Origin of the sequence: Amycolatopsis sp. lyj-109 (assembly GCF_046548995.1) — a bacterium.
GTDB lineage: Bacteria > Actinomycetota > Actinomycetes > Mycobacteriales > Pseudonocardiaceae > Amycolatopsis.
This window is the reverse complement of sequence record NZ_JAJPWR010000010.1, coordinates 26,480-42,636: the sequence shown is the minus strand read 5'-3', so window position 1 is coordinate 42,636 and position 16,157 is coordinate 26,480. Positions and strand designations below refer to the sequence as shown.

General features: G+C 72.5%; 18 protein-coding genes. 10 read left to right on the top strand and 8 right to left on the bottom strand.

Going from position 1 to position 16,157, the window contains the following annotated elements:
- Positions 1–9: 9 nt before the first annotated feature.
- Positions 10–1,602: a phytoene desaturase family protein gene (locus tag ACLJQF_RS22900; protein ID WP_410611463.1), complete on the top strand. Its 1,593-nt coding sequence runs from the start codon at positions 10–12 to the stop codon at positions 1,600–1,602.
- Positions 1,603–1,915: 313 nt separating this feature from the next.
- Here ACLJQF_RS22900 and ACLJQF_RS22895 read toward each other — a convergent pair whose 3' ends face one another.
- Positions 1,916–2,383 carry an SRPBCC family protein gene (locus ACLJQF_RS22895; RefSeq protein ID WP_410611462.1) on the bottom strand — a complete coding sequence of 156 codons (468 nt, stop codon included), beginning with the start codon at positions 2,381–2,383 and terminating at the stop codon, positions 1,916–1,918.
- Between the two features lie 84 nt (positions 2,384–2,467).
- Between ACLJQF_RS22895 and ACLJQF_RS22890 the strand changes: the two genes are divergently transcribed.
- Positions 2,468–3,451 (top strand): YihY/virulence factor BrkB family protein, encoded by a 984-nt coding sequence (locus ACLJQF_RS22890; RefSeq protein ID WP_410611461.1) that lies wholly within the window; start codon positions 2,468–2,470, stop codon positions 3,449–3,451.
- Between the two features lie 4 nt (positions 3,452–3,455).
- Positions 3,456–3,836 carry a VOC family protein gene (locus ACLJQF_RS22885; protein WP_410611460.1) on the top strand — a complete coding sequence of 127 codons (381 nt, stop codon included), beginning with the start codon at positions 3,456–3,458 and terminating at the stop codon, positions 3,834–3,836.
- A 111-nt stretch (positions 3,837–3,947) separates the two neighbouring features.
- Here ACLJQF_RS22885 and ACLJQF_RS22880 read toward each other — a convergent pair whose 3' ends face one another.
- Positions 3,948–4,277, bottom strand: coding sequence for a hypothetical protein (locus ACLJQF_RS22880; RefSeq protein WP_410611459.1), 330 nt, complete (start codon positions 4,275–4,277; stop codon positions 3,948–3,950).
- An 81-nt stretch (positions 4,278–4,358) separates the two neighbouring features.
- Positions 4,359–5,372 (bottom strand): DNA topoisomerase IB, encoded by a 1,014-nt coding sequence (locus ACLJQF_RS22875; protein WP_410611458.1) that lies wholly within the window; start codon positions 5,370–5,372, stop codon positions 4,359–4,361.
- Positions 5,373–5,529: 157 nt separating this feature from the next.
- Between ACLJQF_RS22875 and ACLJQF_RS22870 the strand changes: the two genes are divergently transcribed.
- Entirely contained in the window at positions 5,530–6,054 is a 525-nt protein-coding gene (locus tag ACLJQF_RS22870; protein ID WP_410611457.1) for a DUF1360 domain-containing protein, read from the top strand.
- Between the two features lie 34 nt (positions 6,055–6,088).
- Here the strand turns inward: ACLJQF_RS22870 and ACLJQF_RS22865 are convergent, their stop codons facing one another.
- Entirely contained in the window at positions 6,089–7,609 is a 1,521-nt protein-coding gene (locus ACLJQF_RS22865; protein WP_410611456.1) for an FAD-dependent oxidoreductase, read from the bottom strand.
- 83 nt (positions 7,610–7,692) lie between these two features.
- Here ACLJQF_RS22865 and ACLJQF_RS22860 point away from each other — a divergent pair, with 83 nt between their 5' ends.
- Positions 7,693–8,967 (top strand): acetyl-CoA carboxylase biotin carboxylase subunit family protein, encoded by a 1,275-nt coding sequence (locus tag ACLJQF_RS22860; RefSeq protein ID WP_410611455.1) that lies wholly within the window; start codon positions 7,693–7,695, stop codon positions 8,965–8,967.
- A 62-nt stretch (positions 8,968–9,029) separates the two neighbouring features.
- On the opposite strand, the gene ACLJQF_RS22855 is transcribed toward ACLJQF_RS22860, so the two are convergent.
- Positions 9,030–9,194 carry a hypothetical protein gene (locus ACLJQF_RS22855; protein WP_360185849.1) on the bottom strand — a complete coding sequence of 55 codons (165 nt, stop codon included), beginning with the start codon at positions 9,192–9,194 and terminating at the stop codon, positions 9,030–9,032.
- 157 nt (positions 9,195–9,351) lie between these two features.
- On the opposite strand from ACLJQF_RS22855, the gene ACLJQF_RS22850 reads away from it, so the two are divergent.
- On the top strand, positions 9,352–10,071 hold the full coding sequence (locus ACLJQF_RS22850) for a methyltransferase (protein WP_410611454.1): 720 nt from the start codon (positions 9,352–9,354) through the stop codon (positions 10,069–10,071).
- On the top strand, positions 10,058–10,267 hold the full coding sequence (locus ACLJQF_RS22845; protein WP_410611453.1) for a CDGSH iron-sulfur domain-containing protein: 210 nt from the start codon (positions 10,058–10,060) through the stop codon (positions 10,265–10,267). Before ACLJQF_RS22850 ends, ACLJQF_RS22845 begins: the two co-directional genes overlap by 14 nt.
- 57 nt (positions 10,268–10,324) lie before the next feature.
- On the opposite strand, the gene ACLJQF_RS22840 is transcribed toward ACLJQF_RS22845, so the two are convergent.
- A complete protein-coding gene (locus ACLJQF_RS22840; protein ID WP_410611451.1) occupies positions 10,325–11,323 on the bottom strand; it encodes an iron-containing redox enzyme family protein in 999 nt (332 codons plus the stop codon).
- A gap of 8 nt (positions 11,324–11,331) precedes the next feature.
- On the bottom strand, positions 11,332–12,444 hold the full coding sequence (locus tag ACLJQF_RS22835; protein ID WP_410611844.1) for a glutamate--cysteine ligase: 1,113 nt from the start codon (positions 12,442–12,444) through the stop codon (positions 11,332–11,334).
- A gap of 133 nt (positions 12,445–12,577) precedes the next feature.
- On the opposite strand from ACLJQF_RS22835, the gene ACLJQF_RS22830 reads away from it, so the two are divergent.
- Entirely contained in the window at positions 12,578–12,958 is a 381-nt protein-coding gene (locus tag ACLJQF_RS22830) for an STAS domain-containing protein (RefSeq protein WP_410611450.1), read from the top strand.
- A 5-nt stretch (positions 12,959–12,963) separates the two neighbouring features.
- On the opposite strand, the gene ACLJQF_RS22825 is transcribed toward ACLJQF_RS22830, so the two are convergent.
- Positions 12,964–14,058, bottom strand: coding sequence for a glutamate--cysteine ligase (locus tag ACLJQF_RS22825; RefSeq protein WP_410611448.1), 1,095 nt, complete (start codon positions 14,056–14,058; stop codon positions 12,964–12,966).
- A gap of 97 nt (positions 14,059–14,155) precedes the next feature.
- Here ACLJQF_RS22825 and ACLJQF_RS22820 point away from each other — a divergent pair, with 97 nt between their 5' ends.
- Positions 14,156–14,635: a hemerythrin domain-containing protein gene (locus ACLJQF_RS22820; RefSeq protein WP_410611446.1), complete on the top strand. Its 480-nt coding sequence runs from the start codon at positions 14,156–14,158 to the stop codon at positions 14,633–14,635.
- Between the two features lie 230 nt (positions 14,636–14,865).
- Positions 14,866–16,053, top strand: coding sequence for an amidohydrolase (locus tag ACLJQF_RS22815; RefSeq protein ID WP_410611445.1), 1,188 nt, complete (start codon positions 14,866–14,868; stop codon positions 16,051–16,053).
- Positions 16,054–16,157 lie beyond the last annotated feature (104 nt).

Genomic DNA, 16,157 nt, shown 5'->3' with positions numbered 1-16,157 from the left:
GAGGCCGGAGTGAGTACGGAAGCCGTCGACGCGGTGGTGATCGGCGCCGGGCACAACGGCCTGGTGGCGGCCAACCTCCTGGCCGACGCGGGCTGGTCGGTGCTGGTCCTGGAGGCGACCGAGCACGCCGGCGGCTCGGTCCGGACCGCCGAAGTCACCGAGCCGGGCTTCCGCAACGACCTGTTCAGCGCGTTCTACCCGCTCTCGGCGGTCTCGCCGGTGATCCGCGGCCTGGGGCTGGACCGGTACGGCCTGCGCTGGCGCCACGCGCCCGACGTGCTGGCGCACATCCTGCCCGACGACCGGTGCGCGGTGCTCTCCCGCGACATCGACCGCACGGCGGCGTCGGCCGACGAGTTCGCCCCGGGAGACGGTGCCGCGTGGCGACAGTTGTTCGCGCAGTGGCAGGAACTCCGCGAACCACTGCTGAACGCGTTGTTCACGCCGTTCCCCCCGGTCCGCCCGGCGCTGAAGCTGCTGCGCCGCACCGGGACCGGCGACGCGCTGAGGCTGGCGCGGATGCTGACGCTGCCCGCGCGCCGCCTCGGCGACGAGCTGTTCGCCGGTGAAGGCGCGAAGCTGCTGCTGGCGGGGAATGCCGCGCACAGCGACCTTTCCGTGGACAACGCGGGCAGCGCGGTGTTCGGCTGGCTGCTCGCGATGATCGGGCAGGACGAAGGTTTCCCGGTGCCCGAAGGGGGAGCGGGCGAACTGGCCGCGGCGCTGGTCCGCCGGCTCGAATCGCGGGGCGGCCGAATCCACTGTGGACGTCCGGTGCGTTCGGTGCTCGTCGGGGACGGCCGGGCCCTGGGCGTGCGGGACGCGGCCGGTGACCCGGTCCGGGCCCGCAAGGCCGTGCTGGCCGACGTGCCGGCGCCGGTGCTGTACCGCGAACTGGTGGGGGAGGAGTGGCTGCCGTCCCGGCTGGTTTCCGACCTCGGCAAGTTCGAATGGGACAGCGCGACGGTGAAGGTGGACTGGGCGCTGTCCGGCCCGATTCCGTGGACGGCCGAAGCGGCCCGCGGCGCGGGCACGATCCACCTCGGAACGGACCTCGACGGGCTCTCGGCCTTCGGGGGCGAGCTCGCCCGCGGCCGGACCCCGCGTCGGCCGTTCCTGCTGCTCGGCCAGATGACGACGAGCGACCCGACGCGCTCACCGGCGGGCACGGAAGCGGCGTGGGCGTACACGCACGTCCCCCGCGGCGCGATGGAGAACCGGGCGGCGCTGGAACGGCGGATCAAGCGGATCGAGGAGACGGTGGAGGCCAACGCGCCGGGGTTCACGGCGCTGATCAAAGCCCGGTACGCCCAGGGGCCGACGGAGCTGGTTGGCCACAACCCCGGCCTGATCGGCGGGGCGATCAACGCGGGCACGACGGCGATCCACCAGCAGCTGTTCTTCCGCCCGGTGCCCGGAACGGGCCGCGCGGACACGCCGGTGGACCGGTTGTACCTGGCGGGAGCATCGGCCCACCCGGGCGGAGCGGTCCACGGCGGCCCGGGAGCCAACGCGGCCCGCGCGGCGCTGGCCCGGGCGGGGATGCTGGGTGGCGGGTACGCGGCGGTGATCCGGGCGGCCCACCGCGCGATCTACGGCTGAGGCCGGCCGGTCTGCCGCAGCCGGTCGTGAGTGGTAGTGCCAGTTGTCACTTGGCTACCTACGGCGCGGGGGCGTCCGCGCCGGCCGGGAACGCACCCAGGACCACATCGGGTGCATCCGGACCCCGCACACTGGCCTCCCCCACCCCCGGCAGCAACACCCCCAGCGGCCAACTCACCCACACCGCCGGCGAGTTGGCCGTTCCGGTGCGTGAGTTGGTCATTCCGGGCGGTGAGTTGGCCGTTCCTGCCCCGACTGACAACGTAGGTCGGCAAAGACCGTTCGCCAGAACCCTTCTTACCACTCACGAGTACTAGGGGCTGGGGTGGCCGTGCCGGGCGCGGGCGTGCTTGCCCGTCGCCAGGTCCGCGAGCCGGGCCAGGGACTCCGTGTTCCGCGGCTTCGCGACGAGCGCCTGCACCGCCTCCGGGAGCACCTTGCCGGGCCCGCGGGTGATGTGCTCGGTCATCCGGACCAGTGTCCGGCCGTCGCCGTGGGGGACGAGCGTCAGGCTCACCGCGGCCGCGCCCAGGGGCCAGCCGCGCGCCTCCAGTGACAGGGACAGGCCGGGCTCGACCGCCCGGACCACCGTCACGTCCTGGATGTGGAAGGGCCACGGGCCTACGCTGTGGTGGATCCGCGAGCCCACCGCGGGCCAATCCTCGTCGACGTCGCGGATGTGGGAGCTGCCGACCACCCAGCCGGCGTAGAGCCAGCCGTCGGCGAGCACCGCGTACACGGCGTCAGGCGGTACGTCGATCACACGACTTACCTCGGTCACGGCTTCCTCCTGTTTCCGGTGGTGAAACAGGCATACCCAGTCGGGGACGGGGTATGCCTGGCCACAACCGAACGGGAGGTGGCAATGGCGGCCGGACACCAGAACGAACCCGAAGGACCGGGAGAGCTGTCGAAGCGGTCGTGGGGTGCGGTGCTCAAACGCACCTTCAAGCAGTTCAACCGCGACAATCTCACCGACTGGGCGGCGGCGCTCACCTACTACGGCGTGCTGTCGCTGTTCCCGGGCATCATCGTGCTCACCGCGATCCTCGGGCTGCTCGGCCCGGACAAGATCCAGACGGTGATCGACACCATCAACCAGGTCGTCCCCGGGCAGGGCAAGGACATCCTCGTCGGCGCGATCAAGGAGCTGACGGGCTCCCGGAGCCTGGCCGGCCCACTGGCGATCATCGGCCTGCTGGGCGCGCTGTGGTCGGCGTCGGGTTACATCGGCGCGTTCATGCGGGCGTCGAACGCGATCTACGGCATGCCGGAGGGCCGCCCGATCTGGAAGGTCATCCCGCTGCGGGTGGCGCTGACGATCGGCATCGTGGTGCTGCTGGCGCTGTGCGCGCTGGGTGTGGTCGCGACGGGCTCGGTCGCGCGCCGTATCGGTGACCTGATCGGACTCGGCTCGACCGGGATCCTGGTGTGGGAGATCGCGAAGTGGCCGGTGATCGCTGTGCTGGTCAGCGTGGCGTTCGCGCTGCTGTACTGGGTGGGGCCGAACGTCCGGCAGCCGTCGTTCAAGTGGCTGACGCCCGGCGGGCTGCTGGCGGTCGTGCTGTGGGTGCTGGCGTCGGCCGGTTTCGCGCTGTACGTCGCGAATTTCGGTTCCTACAACAAGACCTACGGTTCGCTGGCCGGGGTGATCGTGTTCCTTGTATGGTTGTGGATCTCCAACCTCGCGATCCTGCTGGGGGCGGAGCTGGACGCGGAGCTGGCCCGCGGCCGCACGATCGAGGCGGGGCGCGAGGAGGACCAGGAGGAGCCGTTCCTGCCGCCGCGGGACACGAAGGCGATGGACGACGACGAGGCCGCGGCGGTGGCGGAGTCGGAACGGAAGTGAGCGGATGGCGTGCCGGATCACCGAGCTGGTGCTGGACTGCCGCGACCCCGACCGCCTGGCGGAGTTCTGGTGCGCGGTCCTCGGCTACGAAGTGATCGGCCACGAGCCGGACGGCCTGGCCCTCGGCCCGGCGGGCGCCCGGTTCGGCGAGGGGGCGGTGACGCTGATCCTGGCCCGGACGGACCACCCCCGCCGCGGAAAGCTCCCGCTGCACCTCGACGTGAGCCCCGCGGGGGTGGACCAGGAGTCCGAACTGGCACGGCTGACGGCGCTGGGTGCCCGCCCGGCGGACGTGGGTCAGACCGGCGAGGAGTCGTGGGTGGTGCTCCAGGACCCGGAGGGCAACGAGTTCTGCCTGCTGCGCAAGGACGTGGGCGCGGCCTGAGCACCTCCGGCCGCGGTGGCTTGACGGCGCCCGCGGCAAGCGCGCCGAAGGCCACCTCGGGGTGTGTTCCGGCTGCCCGGACCGAACTCCGGACCAACTCCGGATCAGAGCTCAGTGATCCTCAGCCGCGCACCGCCGCCACTGCACCGCATCTCCGGCCCGATCGGCGTGCCACACCGGCGCCGCCTCCGGTTCCCACGTCGGGACCAGCTGGTCCGTCACCACCCTTCCCCGCGCCACCCGGCCGAACAACTCCACCCCGGCTCCCCGCCGGGCCGCCGGGATCCACGCCGGATACCGGGTCCGGGGCAGCTTCCGCTCGATCCACTCGCGCGCCGAGCCTTCGCTCCCGTGGTCGGACTCGACGATGCTCGACACCGTTCCGTCGCCGCCCACGGTGAGGGCGATCGAGGCGCGCCAGCGGACTGCCGAAGTCGTCATCCCCTCCAGGTTCCCCGACGGACACTGCCACCGGCCAGTACACGTTCGGATGGATCCCACCGTGCCTCCCACTCCACACCGTCACGACGCGTTCAGCAACCGTGCACACGCCCTCTCCAGCACCGCCCTCGCCTCGTCGCCGTCGAGGCGAGCCGCGCGCTTGAGCGCCGGGGCGATCGTGCGCTCGGCCCGGTAGGCCGCCACCAGCCGGGGGTCCACATAGGACGACCGGCAGACCGCCGGGGTGTTGCCGAGGGCCGTCGAGACCTCCTTCATCACCTTCGCCTCCGCGCGCTTGCGGGCCGTCTCGGACGTCGGCGGGTCCGCCGCCGCGAAGGCCGCCGCCGCCAGGACCGTCGCGTTCCACGTCCGCATGTCCTTCGCCGTGCAGTCCTCGCCCGCGAGCTCCTTGAACCGCTCGTTGATGTCGGCCGCGTGGACCTCGTGCCACGTGCCGCCCTCGCGGTAGACCAGCAGGCGGTCGCTGCCGGACCGGCAGCGCAGCAGGGACTTCAGCACCGCCGCCAGTTCCGCGTCACCGATGGCCACCTCGCGATCGAGACCGCCCTTGGCGACGTAGCAGAACCGGCACTCGCCGCCGCGGACGGCCACGTGGGAACGCAGCAGCGTCGCGACGCCGTGGGTGCCGTTCTCCTCCGCGTACTCCTCGCCGCCGGTCCGGAAGATCCCCCGGTCGAGCATCCGCAACGCCGCCGCGAGCACCCGCTTCCGGGTGAGCCCGGATCCCGCCAGATCGGACGCGACCGACTCGCGCCAGGTCGGCAGCCGACGGGCCATCTGCAGCACGCGGTCGTGCTTCTCTTCGTCGCGGTCGCGCCGCCACTGTTCGTGGTAGAGGTACTGGCGCCGCCCGGCGTCGTCGGTGCCGACCGCCTGGACGTGCCCGTTCGGGTACGGGCAGATCCACACGTTCCGCCAGGCCGGCGGGATGACGAGGTCCTTGATCCGGGCGAGCAGCTCGGCGTCGGTCACCGGCGCGCCGTCGGGCATGGCATAGGAGAACCCGCGGCCGCGGCGGATGCGCTTGATGCCCGGGCCGCGCAGGTCACTGCGCCGGAGTCTGGTGCGTCCCACCGCCGCGAAATACCCGCCCGGCGCACCGGGAAACCATGATTGCCACCCGCGGCGGCGGGTAGCCGACGACGGAAGCACCGGAAGGAGTACGGATGACCACCGCAACCAAGCCACCGGCCGTCGTCACCGGCGCGATGAAGCCCGGATCGGCGGACGCATGAGCGTCATCGAGGACGTCACCGAGAAGGCGAAGCGGGTTCAGCGCAGCTACGCCGGCGGGGAAGACCGGCCGCTGGGTGGGTACGTCGTCGCGATGGGCGCCTACACCGGGCTGGTGGGCGGGCTGACGCTGCTCGGCCGCGCCGTCGGGGCCCGGTTGCCGCAGCGGTTCGGCCTCGGCGACACGGCCCTGCTGGGCGCGGCGACGTTCAAGGCCAGCCGCCTCCTGGCCAAGGACGCGGTCACCAGCCCGCTGCGCGCCCCGTTCACCCGGTACGAAGAGCCGGCCGGCGACGACGAGCTGAACGAGTCCGTCCCGGCCAAGGGCCACGTCGAGCACGCGGTCGGCGAGCTCGTGTCGTGCCCGTTCTGCCTGAACGTCTGGATCGGCACCGGCCTGGCCGCGGGCCTGGTGATCGCCCCGCGGGCGACCCGCCTGGCGGCCACGGTGCTGACCGCCGTCGGCGTGGCGGACGCCCTGCACCTGCTCTACGACGCGGGCAAGAAGCTCGCGTCCGGTTAGCCGGGCGAGCCGGCGGGGGACGTCTCCCGCCGGCTCACTCCGGGCCGCGGCGCAGCGGGCGGACCGCCGGGCCCTGCACCACTTCGCCGTCGACGCCGAAGCGCGAGCCGTGGCACGGGCAATCCCAGGTCCTTTCGGCGTCGTTGAACGAAACCAGGCACCCCAGGTGGGTGCAGTGCGCACCGACCGTGTGCAGCTTCCCGGCTTCGTCGCGGTGGGCCGCGACGAGCTCGCCGCCCACGCGGACGACCTCGGCCTCCCCGGGCCGGAGGTCGTCGAGCTTCTCGGACCGCCACAGCGCCGCGACGTGGTCGCCGACGAGGTACTTCGCGACGGTCAGGTTGTCCTGGGCCACTTCGAGCACGGAACGCGCGTCGAAGCGGTTGGGGTCGAACAGGTCCGCGGCCGGGTGCGGCTCGCCGAGGATCCGCGCCGCCAGCACGTGGCCCGCGGCCGTGCCGCCGGTCATGCCCCACTGACCGAACCCGGTGGCCACCCACAGGTTCTTCGTCCCCGGCAGGTAGCGGCCGATGTAGGGCAGCAGGTCGGGGGTGGACATGTCGTGGGCGGACCAGCGGTGGGTCACCCGGTGCAGGCCCGCGTGCGCGTCCGCCCAGTCCGCGAGCCGCCGGTACCGGCGTTCGACGTTGACGTGCGCGCCGACGCGGTAGTGCTCGCCCCCGGCGATCACCATCGGCGTGCCGTGTTCGGTGTACCCGCGCACGGAGTGGTGCGTGTCGGCGTCGAGGAACATGCCCTCCGGCGCGGCGTTCCCGGCCGCCGGGCCGGCGACGACGAGGTCGCGCACCGGGTCGAGCCGGGCGAAGTACAGGCCGCGGTCGAGCACCGGGTAGTGGGTCGCGACGACGACTTCACCCGCCACGACGTCGCCCCGCGAAGTGCGGACGGCCGGCCCGTTGACCGCGGTCGCCCGGGCGTTCTCGACGATGGTGCCGCCCGCCCGCTCGATCTCGGCGGCCAGGCCGAGCAGCCACCGGCGCGGGTGGAAGTGCGCCTGTCCGGTGGTCCGTACGGCGCCGAGGGCGGGCACGTCGAGCTGGACGTCTTCGGTGAACGACGCCGGCAGGCCCGCCGCGGCGGCCGCGTCCGCCTCCCGCTTGAGGGAGTCCACCGTGCTTTCCCGCGTCGTGTAGACGTAGCTGTCCGCGCGGGTGAACCCGCAGTCGATGCCGAGCTCGGCCGCGGTGGCGGAGATCCACTCGCACGCCGCCGCCTGCGTCCCGGCGTAGGCCTTCGCGGCGCCGGCGCCGTGGCGGGACGTCAGGTCCGCGTACTTGGCCCCGTGCTGGGCGCTGACCTTCGCGGTGGTGTGGCCGGACACCCCGGCCGCGACCCGGTCGGCCTCCAGCACGACGACCGCCCGGCCGGCGCGCGCGAGCAGCAGCGCGGTCGTGAGCCCGGCGATGCCCGCGCCGAGCACCGCGACGTCGGCGGACTCCGGCACCGGTACGCCGGTGCGATCCGGGGCCGGGGCGGTTTCCACCCACAGCGAACGCGGTTCGGGCAGGAGGGGCGGTCGAGACGGCACAGCCATGCCTGCGGATGCCCGCTGCCGGCCAGGCCAAACCGGCCATCCGGCCCGTTTGGCCCGCTCGGCGCGTCGGGTAGCCCCACCGCATGAGTACCGACATCTTCGTGATCGGCCTGGACGAGGAGAACCGGCGAGTGCTGGAACGCCTGCCGTGGGCCGGGAGCTACCGGTTCCACGGCCTGCTGACCCCCGAAGAGCTGCAGCACGGCGACATCGACTTCGAAGCGCTGCTGAAGACGGCGCAGCACGAACTCGACGCGTTCGACGGCGAAGTCGGCGCGATCGTCAGCTACTGGGACTTCCCCGCCGCGACGCTCGTGCCGATCCTGTGCGCCCGCCACGGCCTGCCCAGCGTGTCGCTGGAAGCGGTGCTGAAGTGCGAGCACAAGTACTGGAGCCGGCTCGAGCAGAGAACGGTGCTCGACGAGCTGCCGAACTTCGGCATCGTCGACCTCGACGACGAGCAGCCCGCCCCGCCGGAGGGCGTCGGCTACCCGATGTGGCTCAAGCCGGTGAAGTCCTTCTCCTCCGAACTCGCCTTCAAGGCCGAGAACGACGCCGAGTTCGCCGACGCCGTGGCCGAGATCCGGGCCGGGGTCGGCCGCGTGGGGGAGCCGTTCGGCTACGTGCTCGAACAGGTCGACCTCCCGCCGGAGATCGCCCGGGTGGGCGGCGCGGCGTGCCTGGCCGAAGGAGCGCTGCACGGCGCCCAGGCGGCCGTCGAAGGGTACGTCTACCAGGGCGAAGTCACCGTCTACGGCGCCCTCGACTCGATCAACTACCCGGACAGCTCGTCCTTCCTGCGCCACCAGTACCCCTCGCAACTGGGGGAGGAGACCGTCCAGCGGATGCGCGACGTCGCCGAGCGGGTGATGAAGCAGATCGGCTTCGACAACGGCACCTTCAGCATCGAGTTCTTCTGCGACCCCGAGTCCGGCCAGGTGTGCCTGCAGGAGATCAACCCGCGGCACTCGCAGTCGCACGCGGAGCTGTTCGAGTTCGTCGACGGTGTGGCCAACCACGAGATCATGGTGCGCCTCGGCCTGGGCCAGGACCCCGCCCGCCGGCCGAGCAGGGGCACCTACCAGATCGCCGGCAAGTGGTACCTGCGCCGGTTCGAGGACGGCGTCGTGACGCGCGTCCCGACGCCCGCGGAGATCGCGACGGTGCAGAACCGGATCGACGGCACCCGGATCGAGATCGTGCCGGAAGTGGGGCAACGGCTGTCGGACCTGCCGGAGCAGGACAGCTACAGCTTCGAGCTGGCGCACCTGTTCGTCGCGGGGCACACCGAGCACGAGATGGTGCAGAAGTACCAGGCCTGTGTGGACGCGCTGCCGTTCGAATTCGCGCAGGTGTGAGCCGCGAAAAGCGGGGGTCGCGTTCGGACAGTCCGAACGCGACCCCCGCTTTCGTCGCGGGCTCAGCCCGACTGCGGGTCGCTGTCGTCGTGCTCGTCCCCGCTCGACGTGCCCTGCTCACCGCGGAGGGTTTCGCGCTGGGCCTCCGGAGTGTCGCCGTGCGGGTCGTCGCCGCGGGCGCCTTCGGCGGGATCGGTCGGGTGCTGCGTGCGCTCTTCGGACGTCATCTCGTCCCTCCTTCGCGGGGTGCTTTCCCTACCGGATACCCGGCCGCGTACGGCTCAACCACCGGCGTTTGCCGCGGTGATCTCCGGGTAAGTCCGGTGCGACGCGGTTGTCCTCCGGCGATCGTGCCGGGACCGCGGCAAGGTGAAGGAGACCCAGATGACCACGTCGGCGGAACCCGTCCGCCCGGGCCCCTTGGCCGCCCGGTCCGTCGTTCACCGGCCCGTACCGCCCGCCCCGCGGATGCTGCGGCTGCCCGGCGTCTACCGCCCTCAGGAAGACACCGCCTTGCTCGCGTCGGCGATCGCCGAACTGGCGATCCCGGCCGGCGCGCGTGCCCTCGACCTGTGCACCGGCACCGGCGCACAGGCGATCGAGCTGGCCCGCCGCGGTGCGGGCACCGTGTTCGCCCTGGATCTTTCGCGCCGGGCGCTGGCCTCGGCGCGGCTCAACGCGCTGGTCCGGCAGCTCGCCGTGCGCCCGTGCCGGGGCGGCCTCGGCAGAGCGCTGCGCGAGGGGCCGTTCGACATCGTCGTCGCGAACCCGCCGTACGTGCCGTCCCCGTCCCCGGCGGTCCGGTCCACCCGGGGCTGGGACGCGGGCTCGGACGGCCGTGCGCTGCTGGACCCGCTGTGCGCCGCCGCGGGCACGCTGCTGCGCCCGGGCGGGACGATGCTGCTCGTCCAGTCGGCACTGTCCGATGTGGACAAGTCGCGGGAAATGCTGGCCGCGCAGGGACTGCGGGCTTCGGTGGTCCGAAGTGCCCGGATCCCGTTCGGCCCGGTCCTGTCCGGACGGGCGGAGTTCCTCGAGGCGGCCGGGCTGATCGAACCCGGCCGGCGGGTGGAAGAACTGGTGGTGATCCGTGCCGAACGCTGAGCGGCGACCTCGCCGGGTGACCGTCGTCCCCGGCGGCCCGGTCCTGGTGGAGGGGCCGGTCGAGCTGAGCACCCCCGAGGGCGAGCTCGTGCGGTCCGATCGCTTCCTGGTCGCGGTGTGCGCGTGCCGGCGCAGCAAGCGGTTCCCGTTCTGCGACACCAGCCACCGCAAACGCGTCCGCACCCAGGAAAGCTGAGCCGGCTCAACCAACGTCTTGAATGAGTCATTCAGGACCTCCGAAGCCCTGAATGACTCATTCAAGACACCGCAGCGACGACTTCCCGGCCCGCCAGTGGCTCAGCACCTGCTCGCCGAAGCGGCCTTCGAGGAACTCGGTCGCCTGGATGCCGAAGACGACGTCGGCGGCCAGCTCGGGCTCCTGCTCCAGCAGGTCGCCGAGCACCTCGTGGCGCATGACCTGCTCGTGGACCGCGTCCGCTTCGATGTGCTCGGTGTAGAAGAACCGGCACGCTTCCGGGGCGTCGAGGCGCCGCAGGGCCTGGTCCATCCGCTGCGCGGACGGCGCCGTGGTGATCTCCGCCGCGGCGAAGTGCCCGCACAGCGCCCCCCGCAGCGACCGGTGCAGGCCGAACAGCGACATCATGTTGACCACCGCCAGCATCGCGCCCGGAACCTGGTCGATGAGCTCCAGGTAGCCGTCGGGCAGGCCGGCCGCGCGCAGCAGGTCGGCGTAGAGACGGGCGTGCACGAACTCCGCGCGCCCGCCGCCGAACTCGTCGAACTCCACCGCCACCAGCGCGGCCTTGGCGCGGCCGCGCAGCCGCGGGATCACCCACGCGTGCGGGTCGGCTTCCTTGTGGTGGTAGATCGAGCGGTGCGTGAAGTACTCCCGCAGCTGTGCCCAGTCGCCGTGGTCGCGCAGGTGGTGGGAGATCCCTTCGACGTCGATCGGCTCGATCAGCAGGGCGTCGAGTTCGGCGGTGACGTCGTCGCCGCCCGCCACGTTGTCGCGGAGCACGGCGAGGAACCGGGCCTCGAGCGCGCCGCGCAGGCGCAGCAGTTCCGGGTCCCATTCCCAGTCGGGGGACACGCCCGGCAGGCCCTGGTAGTGCAGTTCGTAGCACAGGTGCAGGGCCAGCTGGAGGTCGTCGCCGAGCGGGTCGGCGTCCGCGAGCCCGTCGAAGTCCAGATCCGCGCGCGGCTGTTCGCGCAGAAGCGTGCCCAGCACCGAAGCCGACAGCGGGCCTCGCGCGGCCGGCAGGGTGCTCGCCCCAGTGGTGGAAGTCGTCATGGTCCCGGCTACCCCGTCAGCAGCGATCCATGCCCCACCGGCACGGTCGCCGCGGTGAGCCACCGCACCGCGGCCGCCGTCCCGCGGTCGGCCACCGCGCGCTGCTGCGCGGCGCCGGTGCCGCCCGACCGGACCGCGTCGGCGAGCTTCCGGACCTCGGCCAGGTCGCCGCTTTCTGCCAGGGGAGCCCGGACGTGCGTGAGCAGCTCGTCGACGAGGGTCCACGCGGGCCGCCGCGTCTCCTCGGCGGCGTCCACCAGGTCACCGGCGAGGCCGTGCCGCGCGGCGGCCCACACCGCCGCCGCGGCGACCTGGGGCGAGAGCGGCGCGGCCTCGCGGCCCTCGGCGAGCTCGGCCAGGGCCCGCTGCACCAGGGCCCGGCTCAGCAAGGCCTGCAGCACCGCGTGGTCGACGGTCAGCGCGGTGTCGGCGACCCGGAACTCGACCGTCGGGTACCGGCCGGACGGGCGGGCGAGCCAGAACGTCTGGTCCGGGTCGACGAGCGCGCCGCAGCCGACCAGCGTCTCGACGGCCCGGCGGTATTCGGCGTGCCCGCGCAGGTGCGGAGCGATGCCGGAGCCGGGGAAGCGGGACTGCAGGACCATCCGCCAGCTGTCGTAGCCGGTGTCGCGTCCGTGGTCGAACGGCGAATTGGCGGACAGGGCGAGCAGCGTGGGCAGCCACCGGCCGAGGTGGTTGACGACGGCGACCGCGGTGTCGGGATCGGGCACTCCGATGTGGACGTGGCACCCGCAGGCCTCGTAGTCGGCGACGACCGCGCCGTAGGCGGCGTCGATCTCGGCGTACCGGCCGGTGCTGGCGGGCGGCTGCGCGGCCGGTCCGGGCCCGACCGGCGTACCGGTGGCCAGGAGCGCGCAGTCCTCGGCCGCCGCAGCGCCGGCCAGCACGCGGCGCGCGGCGGTCAGCTGATGGCGGAGCTCGTCCGCCGTCGTGCAGACGCCGCTGGCGGCCTCGAGCTGCGTCAGCCGCAGTTCCCGGTGCACCCGGACGCCGTCGGGCAGCGGCCCGTGGTGGCGGTAGGAGGCCAGCACCGGTTCGGCGCACGGCGAAGCGTGCCCGGTGCGGGGGTTCACGAGGAGGAACTCCTCTTCGACACCCATCGTGGGCGGGCCGTCGATCACGGGCGGGCTCCTTCCGGACGGGCGTCCGGCAGGGTTACCCGCTCCGGCCGCGATAATGCGCTTGGGCCCGGCGCTTGTTTCGCCCCGAGCGCGCCGGGGGTACCTCGTTCCCATGACAACTCACCAACGGTTGCGTGTGGTCGGGGTGGATTCCCCGCCGGCACACCGGCTGCCGTCACCCCGCGCTCCGTCCGACGGCGACCTGGGAAGCCGGATCCGCTGGAAGACCTCCGACGCCGTCGTCGTCGAAGTCACCGGCGAAATCGATCTGTGCACGGTGCCCCGGCTGGCGGCGGTGCTGGACGAGCACCTCCGCGCCCGCCCCGGCGTCCTGCGGATCGATCTGGGCAAGGTCTGGTTCCTCGGTGCCGCCGGCATCCGCGTGCTGCTGCGGGCCCGGCGGCACGCCGAATCCGCCGGGGTCCACCTGGTCGTCGACCCCGGCGGATCGCGGGCCGCGGTCCGCGCGCTCGAACTGTTCGACCGCCTCTGACCGGGTCAGCCGGCCGTGAGCAGGTCGACGACGTCCTCGGCGCGCTGCCGTTCCGCGAACCGGCGCCGCTGCCGGTCGGCGCCGCCGCCTTCGGCGGCCAGCCGGGCCGTTCCCTCCCGCGCGAAGTCCAGATCCCCGGCCGTTTCGAGCGCGGGAGCCGTCAGCGCCACGAGGTCGTCGAGCACCGCCTTCGCCGGCGCCAGGTCGCCGCTCTTCGGGTGCGGGCAGCAGCCGGTGACCCCTTCCCGTGAGGCCCGCCAGAGCTGGGCCCGCAGGACCTCGTTCGACAGGTGCGGCGCGGGTGCGTCGTCGGCCAGCGCCGTGGCGACCAGGCCGCGCGCCAGCACGCCCAGCAGCACCGCGTCTTGCGGGTCCGCCGCGACGTCGGCGATGCGGAACTCCAGCGTCGGCTGCTTGTCCGACAGCCGGACGTCCCAATAGATCATTCCACGGTCGAGGATCGAGCCCGCGCGCAGCCAGCCGTCGACGATGCTTTCGTACTCGTCCAGCGACGCGAACCGCGGCGGCGGCCCGGCCGACGGCCACCGGCTCCACTGCTGGTACCGCCAGCTGCAGTAACCGGTGTCGTAGCCGTCGGAGATCGCCGAGTTCGCGGTCACGGTGAGCAGGGCGGGCAGCCACGGCCGGATCCGGTTCAGCACCTGGACGCCGCTTTCCTTGTCCGGGATCGCGACGTGCACGTGGCAGCCGCAGGTGAGCGACGTTCGCGCGGTGGCGCCGAAGTGCTCGGCCATCCGCTCGTAGCGCGGGTTCGGCGTGATCACGGGCGGGGTCGATTCGAACAGCAGCGGGGACGCGGCGGGCAGCACCCGGCAGCCGCGCCGCCGGGCGGCCCCGGTGAGGTCTTCGCGCAGCCCGCGCAACTGACGCAGGGCTTCGGTGTGGGTGCGGCAGACGTCGGTGGCCGATTCGGCCTGGGACCGGGTGAGTTCGTGCTGCAGCTCGCCTTGGTCGTCGCCGGCGGCTTCCGCTGCGTCGACGACGTCGTCGCCGGCGTGGGAGAGCTGGCCATGGCGGTCGACGACGAAGAACTCCTCTTCGATGCCGAACGTCAGAACATCGCCCGTCGGGTGGTTCACCGGTGTTCTCCTGGGGGGTCGGGGACCGGAGGAATACCCGGACGGCGATTCGGGCAAACGGCGTTTTCCCGCGCGGTGAGCGGGTATTCCTCCAGTCATGTCGACCGACGCGATCGTGCTGCTCAAGAACGACCACAAGACCGTGGAGAAGCTCTTCAAGCAATTCGAGAAGGCGGAGGAGGACGCGTACGACGAGAAGCGCCGGATCGCGGACTCGATCATCGAAGAGCTGACCGTCCACGCCTACATCGAGGAGGAGATCTTCTACCCCGCGGCGCGGGAAGCCGTCCCGGAGACCAAGGACCACGTCCTGGAAAGCGTGGAGGAGCACCACGTCGTGGTGTGGATGCTGTCCGAGCTGCTCGGCATGGACCCGAAGGACGAGACCTTCGACGCGAAGGTCACCGTGCTCACCGAGAACGTCCGCCACCACGTCGAAGAAGAAGAGGACGAGTGGTTCCCCGACGTCCGCTCGGCGATGGGCCGCAAGCAACTGCAGGAACTGGGACAGCGGATGATCGACGCCCGGTCCGCCGCACCCAAGAATCCCTTGGACCTCAAGAGCGCCAAGGCCTGACCTCCCGCACGCACGGCCGAGGGCGCCGCTTTCCGGTGAAAGCGGCGCCCTCGTCGCGTTCAGTGCCGTGCGACGACGCGGATCGACTTCAGCTCGGCGTCGGCCGGGTCGGGCGACGGCGAGCATCGCGCTCTTCACCGGCAGGGAACTACCGCCGGAGTAGCCGGACGTGGCCCGCGTAAAACACCACCGGTGGCATGACCGCACGTGGTTGGGGTATTCCGTAGGGCATGGAGTGGCACGAAGAGCTGCACGAGCGGGCCGACGAGCGGATCGAGAACCTGGGCGAGCGGCTGTGGGCCGTCGCCACCGCGCTGCACGAGCGGCCGGAACTGTCCTATGAGGAGCACGCCGCGGCCGAGCGGCTCACCACCGAACTGGCCGCGGACGGCTTCGAGGTGGAAACCGGGACCGCCGGTCTCCCCACGGCGTTCGTCGCACGCGCCGGCGAAGGGCGGCCATGCGTCGCTCTGCTGCTCGAATACGACGCCCTGCCCGGCCTCGGGCACGCCTGCGGGCACAACCTGATCGCCGCGGCCGGCCTGGGCGCCGCGCTGGCCGCCAAGGACGTCCTGGGGGACACCCCGGGCTCGGTGCTCGCCGTGGGCACCCCGGCCGAGGAACGCGGTGGCGGCAAGGTCGCGATGGCCGAGGCGGGTGTCTTCGACGACGTCGACGCGGCCTTGATGGTCCACCCCGGCGTCCACTCGTGGTCGTGGGCGCCGCTGACCGCGCAGGTGGAGCTGAAGGTGACCTTCCATGGCCGGGCCGCCCACCCGACCGGCGACCCGGAGCACGGCATCGACGCTCTGGCCGCGCTCATCCAGGCGTTCGGCGCGGTGTCCGCCCTGCGCCAGCGGCTGCCCGCCGGCTCACACGTCCAGGGCATCGTCACCCACGGCGGCGAGGCGACGAACATCGTCCCCGACCGGGCCGAAGGCCGGTTCGGCCTCCGCGCCCTGACCACCGACGTACTGGACCGCCTGGTCGAGGACGTGACGACGTGCGCGGAAGGCGCGGCACTGGCGACCGGGGCGAAGGTCGACGTCGAACGCCTCGGGCGCGGGTACTCGCACTTCCGCGACAACCCGGTGCTGTCGGAGCGGTTCGCCGAGCACCTGGCGGCGTGCGGGATCCACGCGACCCCGCCGGCGCCGGGCGTCTTCCTCGGGTCGTCCGACATCGGGGACGTGAGTGTCCGCGTCCCGGCGATCCACCCGTTCGTCGCGATCACGGCGGAGGAGATGTCGGACCACACGACGGAGTTCGCGGCCGCCGCGGCGAGCCCCCGCGGCCGGGCGGCGATGCTGGCCTCGGCGGCGGCGCTGGCCCGCACGGTGATCGACCTGCGGACGCACCCGGCGCTGGTCAGCCGGGCGTGGGACCGCTTCCGGGACTCGGCGCGGAACGGACGGTGACCGAAGATAGCCTGCCAGGACAATCCTGGACGTCGGCCTGCCGGTCTGCCGCAGCTGGTCGTGAGTGGTAATTCGGGTTAGAACCCGAATTACCACTCACGACC

Bases quoted from the DNA above. Each gene is read 5' to 3' on its own strand.
- ACLJQF_RS22890 (WP_410611461.1), top strand. From the start codon at position 2,468: ATGGCGGCCGGACACCAGAACGAACCCGAAGGACCGGGAGAGCTGTCG.
- ACLJQF_RS22885 (WP_410611460.1), top strand. From the start codon at position 3,456: ATGGCGTGCCGGATCACCGAGCTGGTGCTGGACTGCCGCGACCCCGAC.
- ACLJQF_RS22880 (WP_410611459.1), bottom strand. From the start codon at position 4,277: ATGACGACTTCGGCAGTCCGCTGGCGCGCCTCGATCGCCCTCACCGTG.
- ACLJQF_RS22870 (WP_410611457.1), top strand. From the start codon at position 5,530: ATGAGCGTCATCGAGGACGTCACCGAGAAGGCGAAGCGGGTTCAGCGC.
- ACLJQF_RS22865 (WP_410611456.1), bottom strand. From the start codon at position 7,609: ATGGCTGTGCCGTCTCGACCGCCCCTCCTGCCCGAACCGCGTTCGCTG.
- ACLJQF_RS22860 (WP_410611455.1), top strand. From the start codon at position 7,693: ATGAGTACCGACATCTTCGTGATCGGCCTGGACGAGGAGAACCGGCGA.
- ACLJQF_RS22855 (WP_360185849.1), bottom strand. From the start codon at position 9,194: ATGACGTCCGAAGAGCGCACGCAGCACCCGACCGATCCCGCCGAAGGC.
- ACLJQF_RS22850 (WP_410611454.1), top strand. From the start codon at position 9,352: ATGACCACGTCGGCGGAACCCGTCCGCCCGGGCCCCTTGGCCGCCCGG.
- ACLJQF_RS22840 (WP_410611451.1), bottom strand. From the start codon at position 11,323: ATGACGACTTCCACCACTGGGGCGAGCACCCTGCCGGCCGCGCGAGGC.
- ACLJQF_RS22835 (WP_410611844.1), bottom strand. From the start codon at position 12,444: ATGGGTGTCGAAGAGGAGTTCCTCCTCGTGAACCCCCGCACCGGGCAC.
- ACLJQF_RS22830 (WP_410611450.1), top strand. From the start codon at position 12,578: ATGACAACTCACCAACGGTTGCGTGTGGTCGGGGTGGATTCCCCGCCG.
- ACLJQF_RS22820 (WP_410611446.1), top strand. From the start codon at position 14,156: ATGTCGACCGACGCGATCGTGCTGCTCAAGAACGACCACAAGACCGTG.
- ACLJQF_RS22815 (WP_410611445.1), top strand. From the start codon at position 14,866: ATGGAGTGGCACGAAGAGCTGCACGAGCGGGCCGACGAGCGGATCGAG.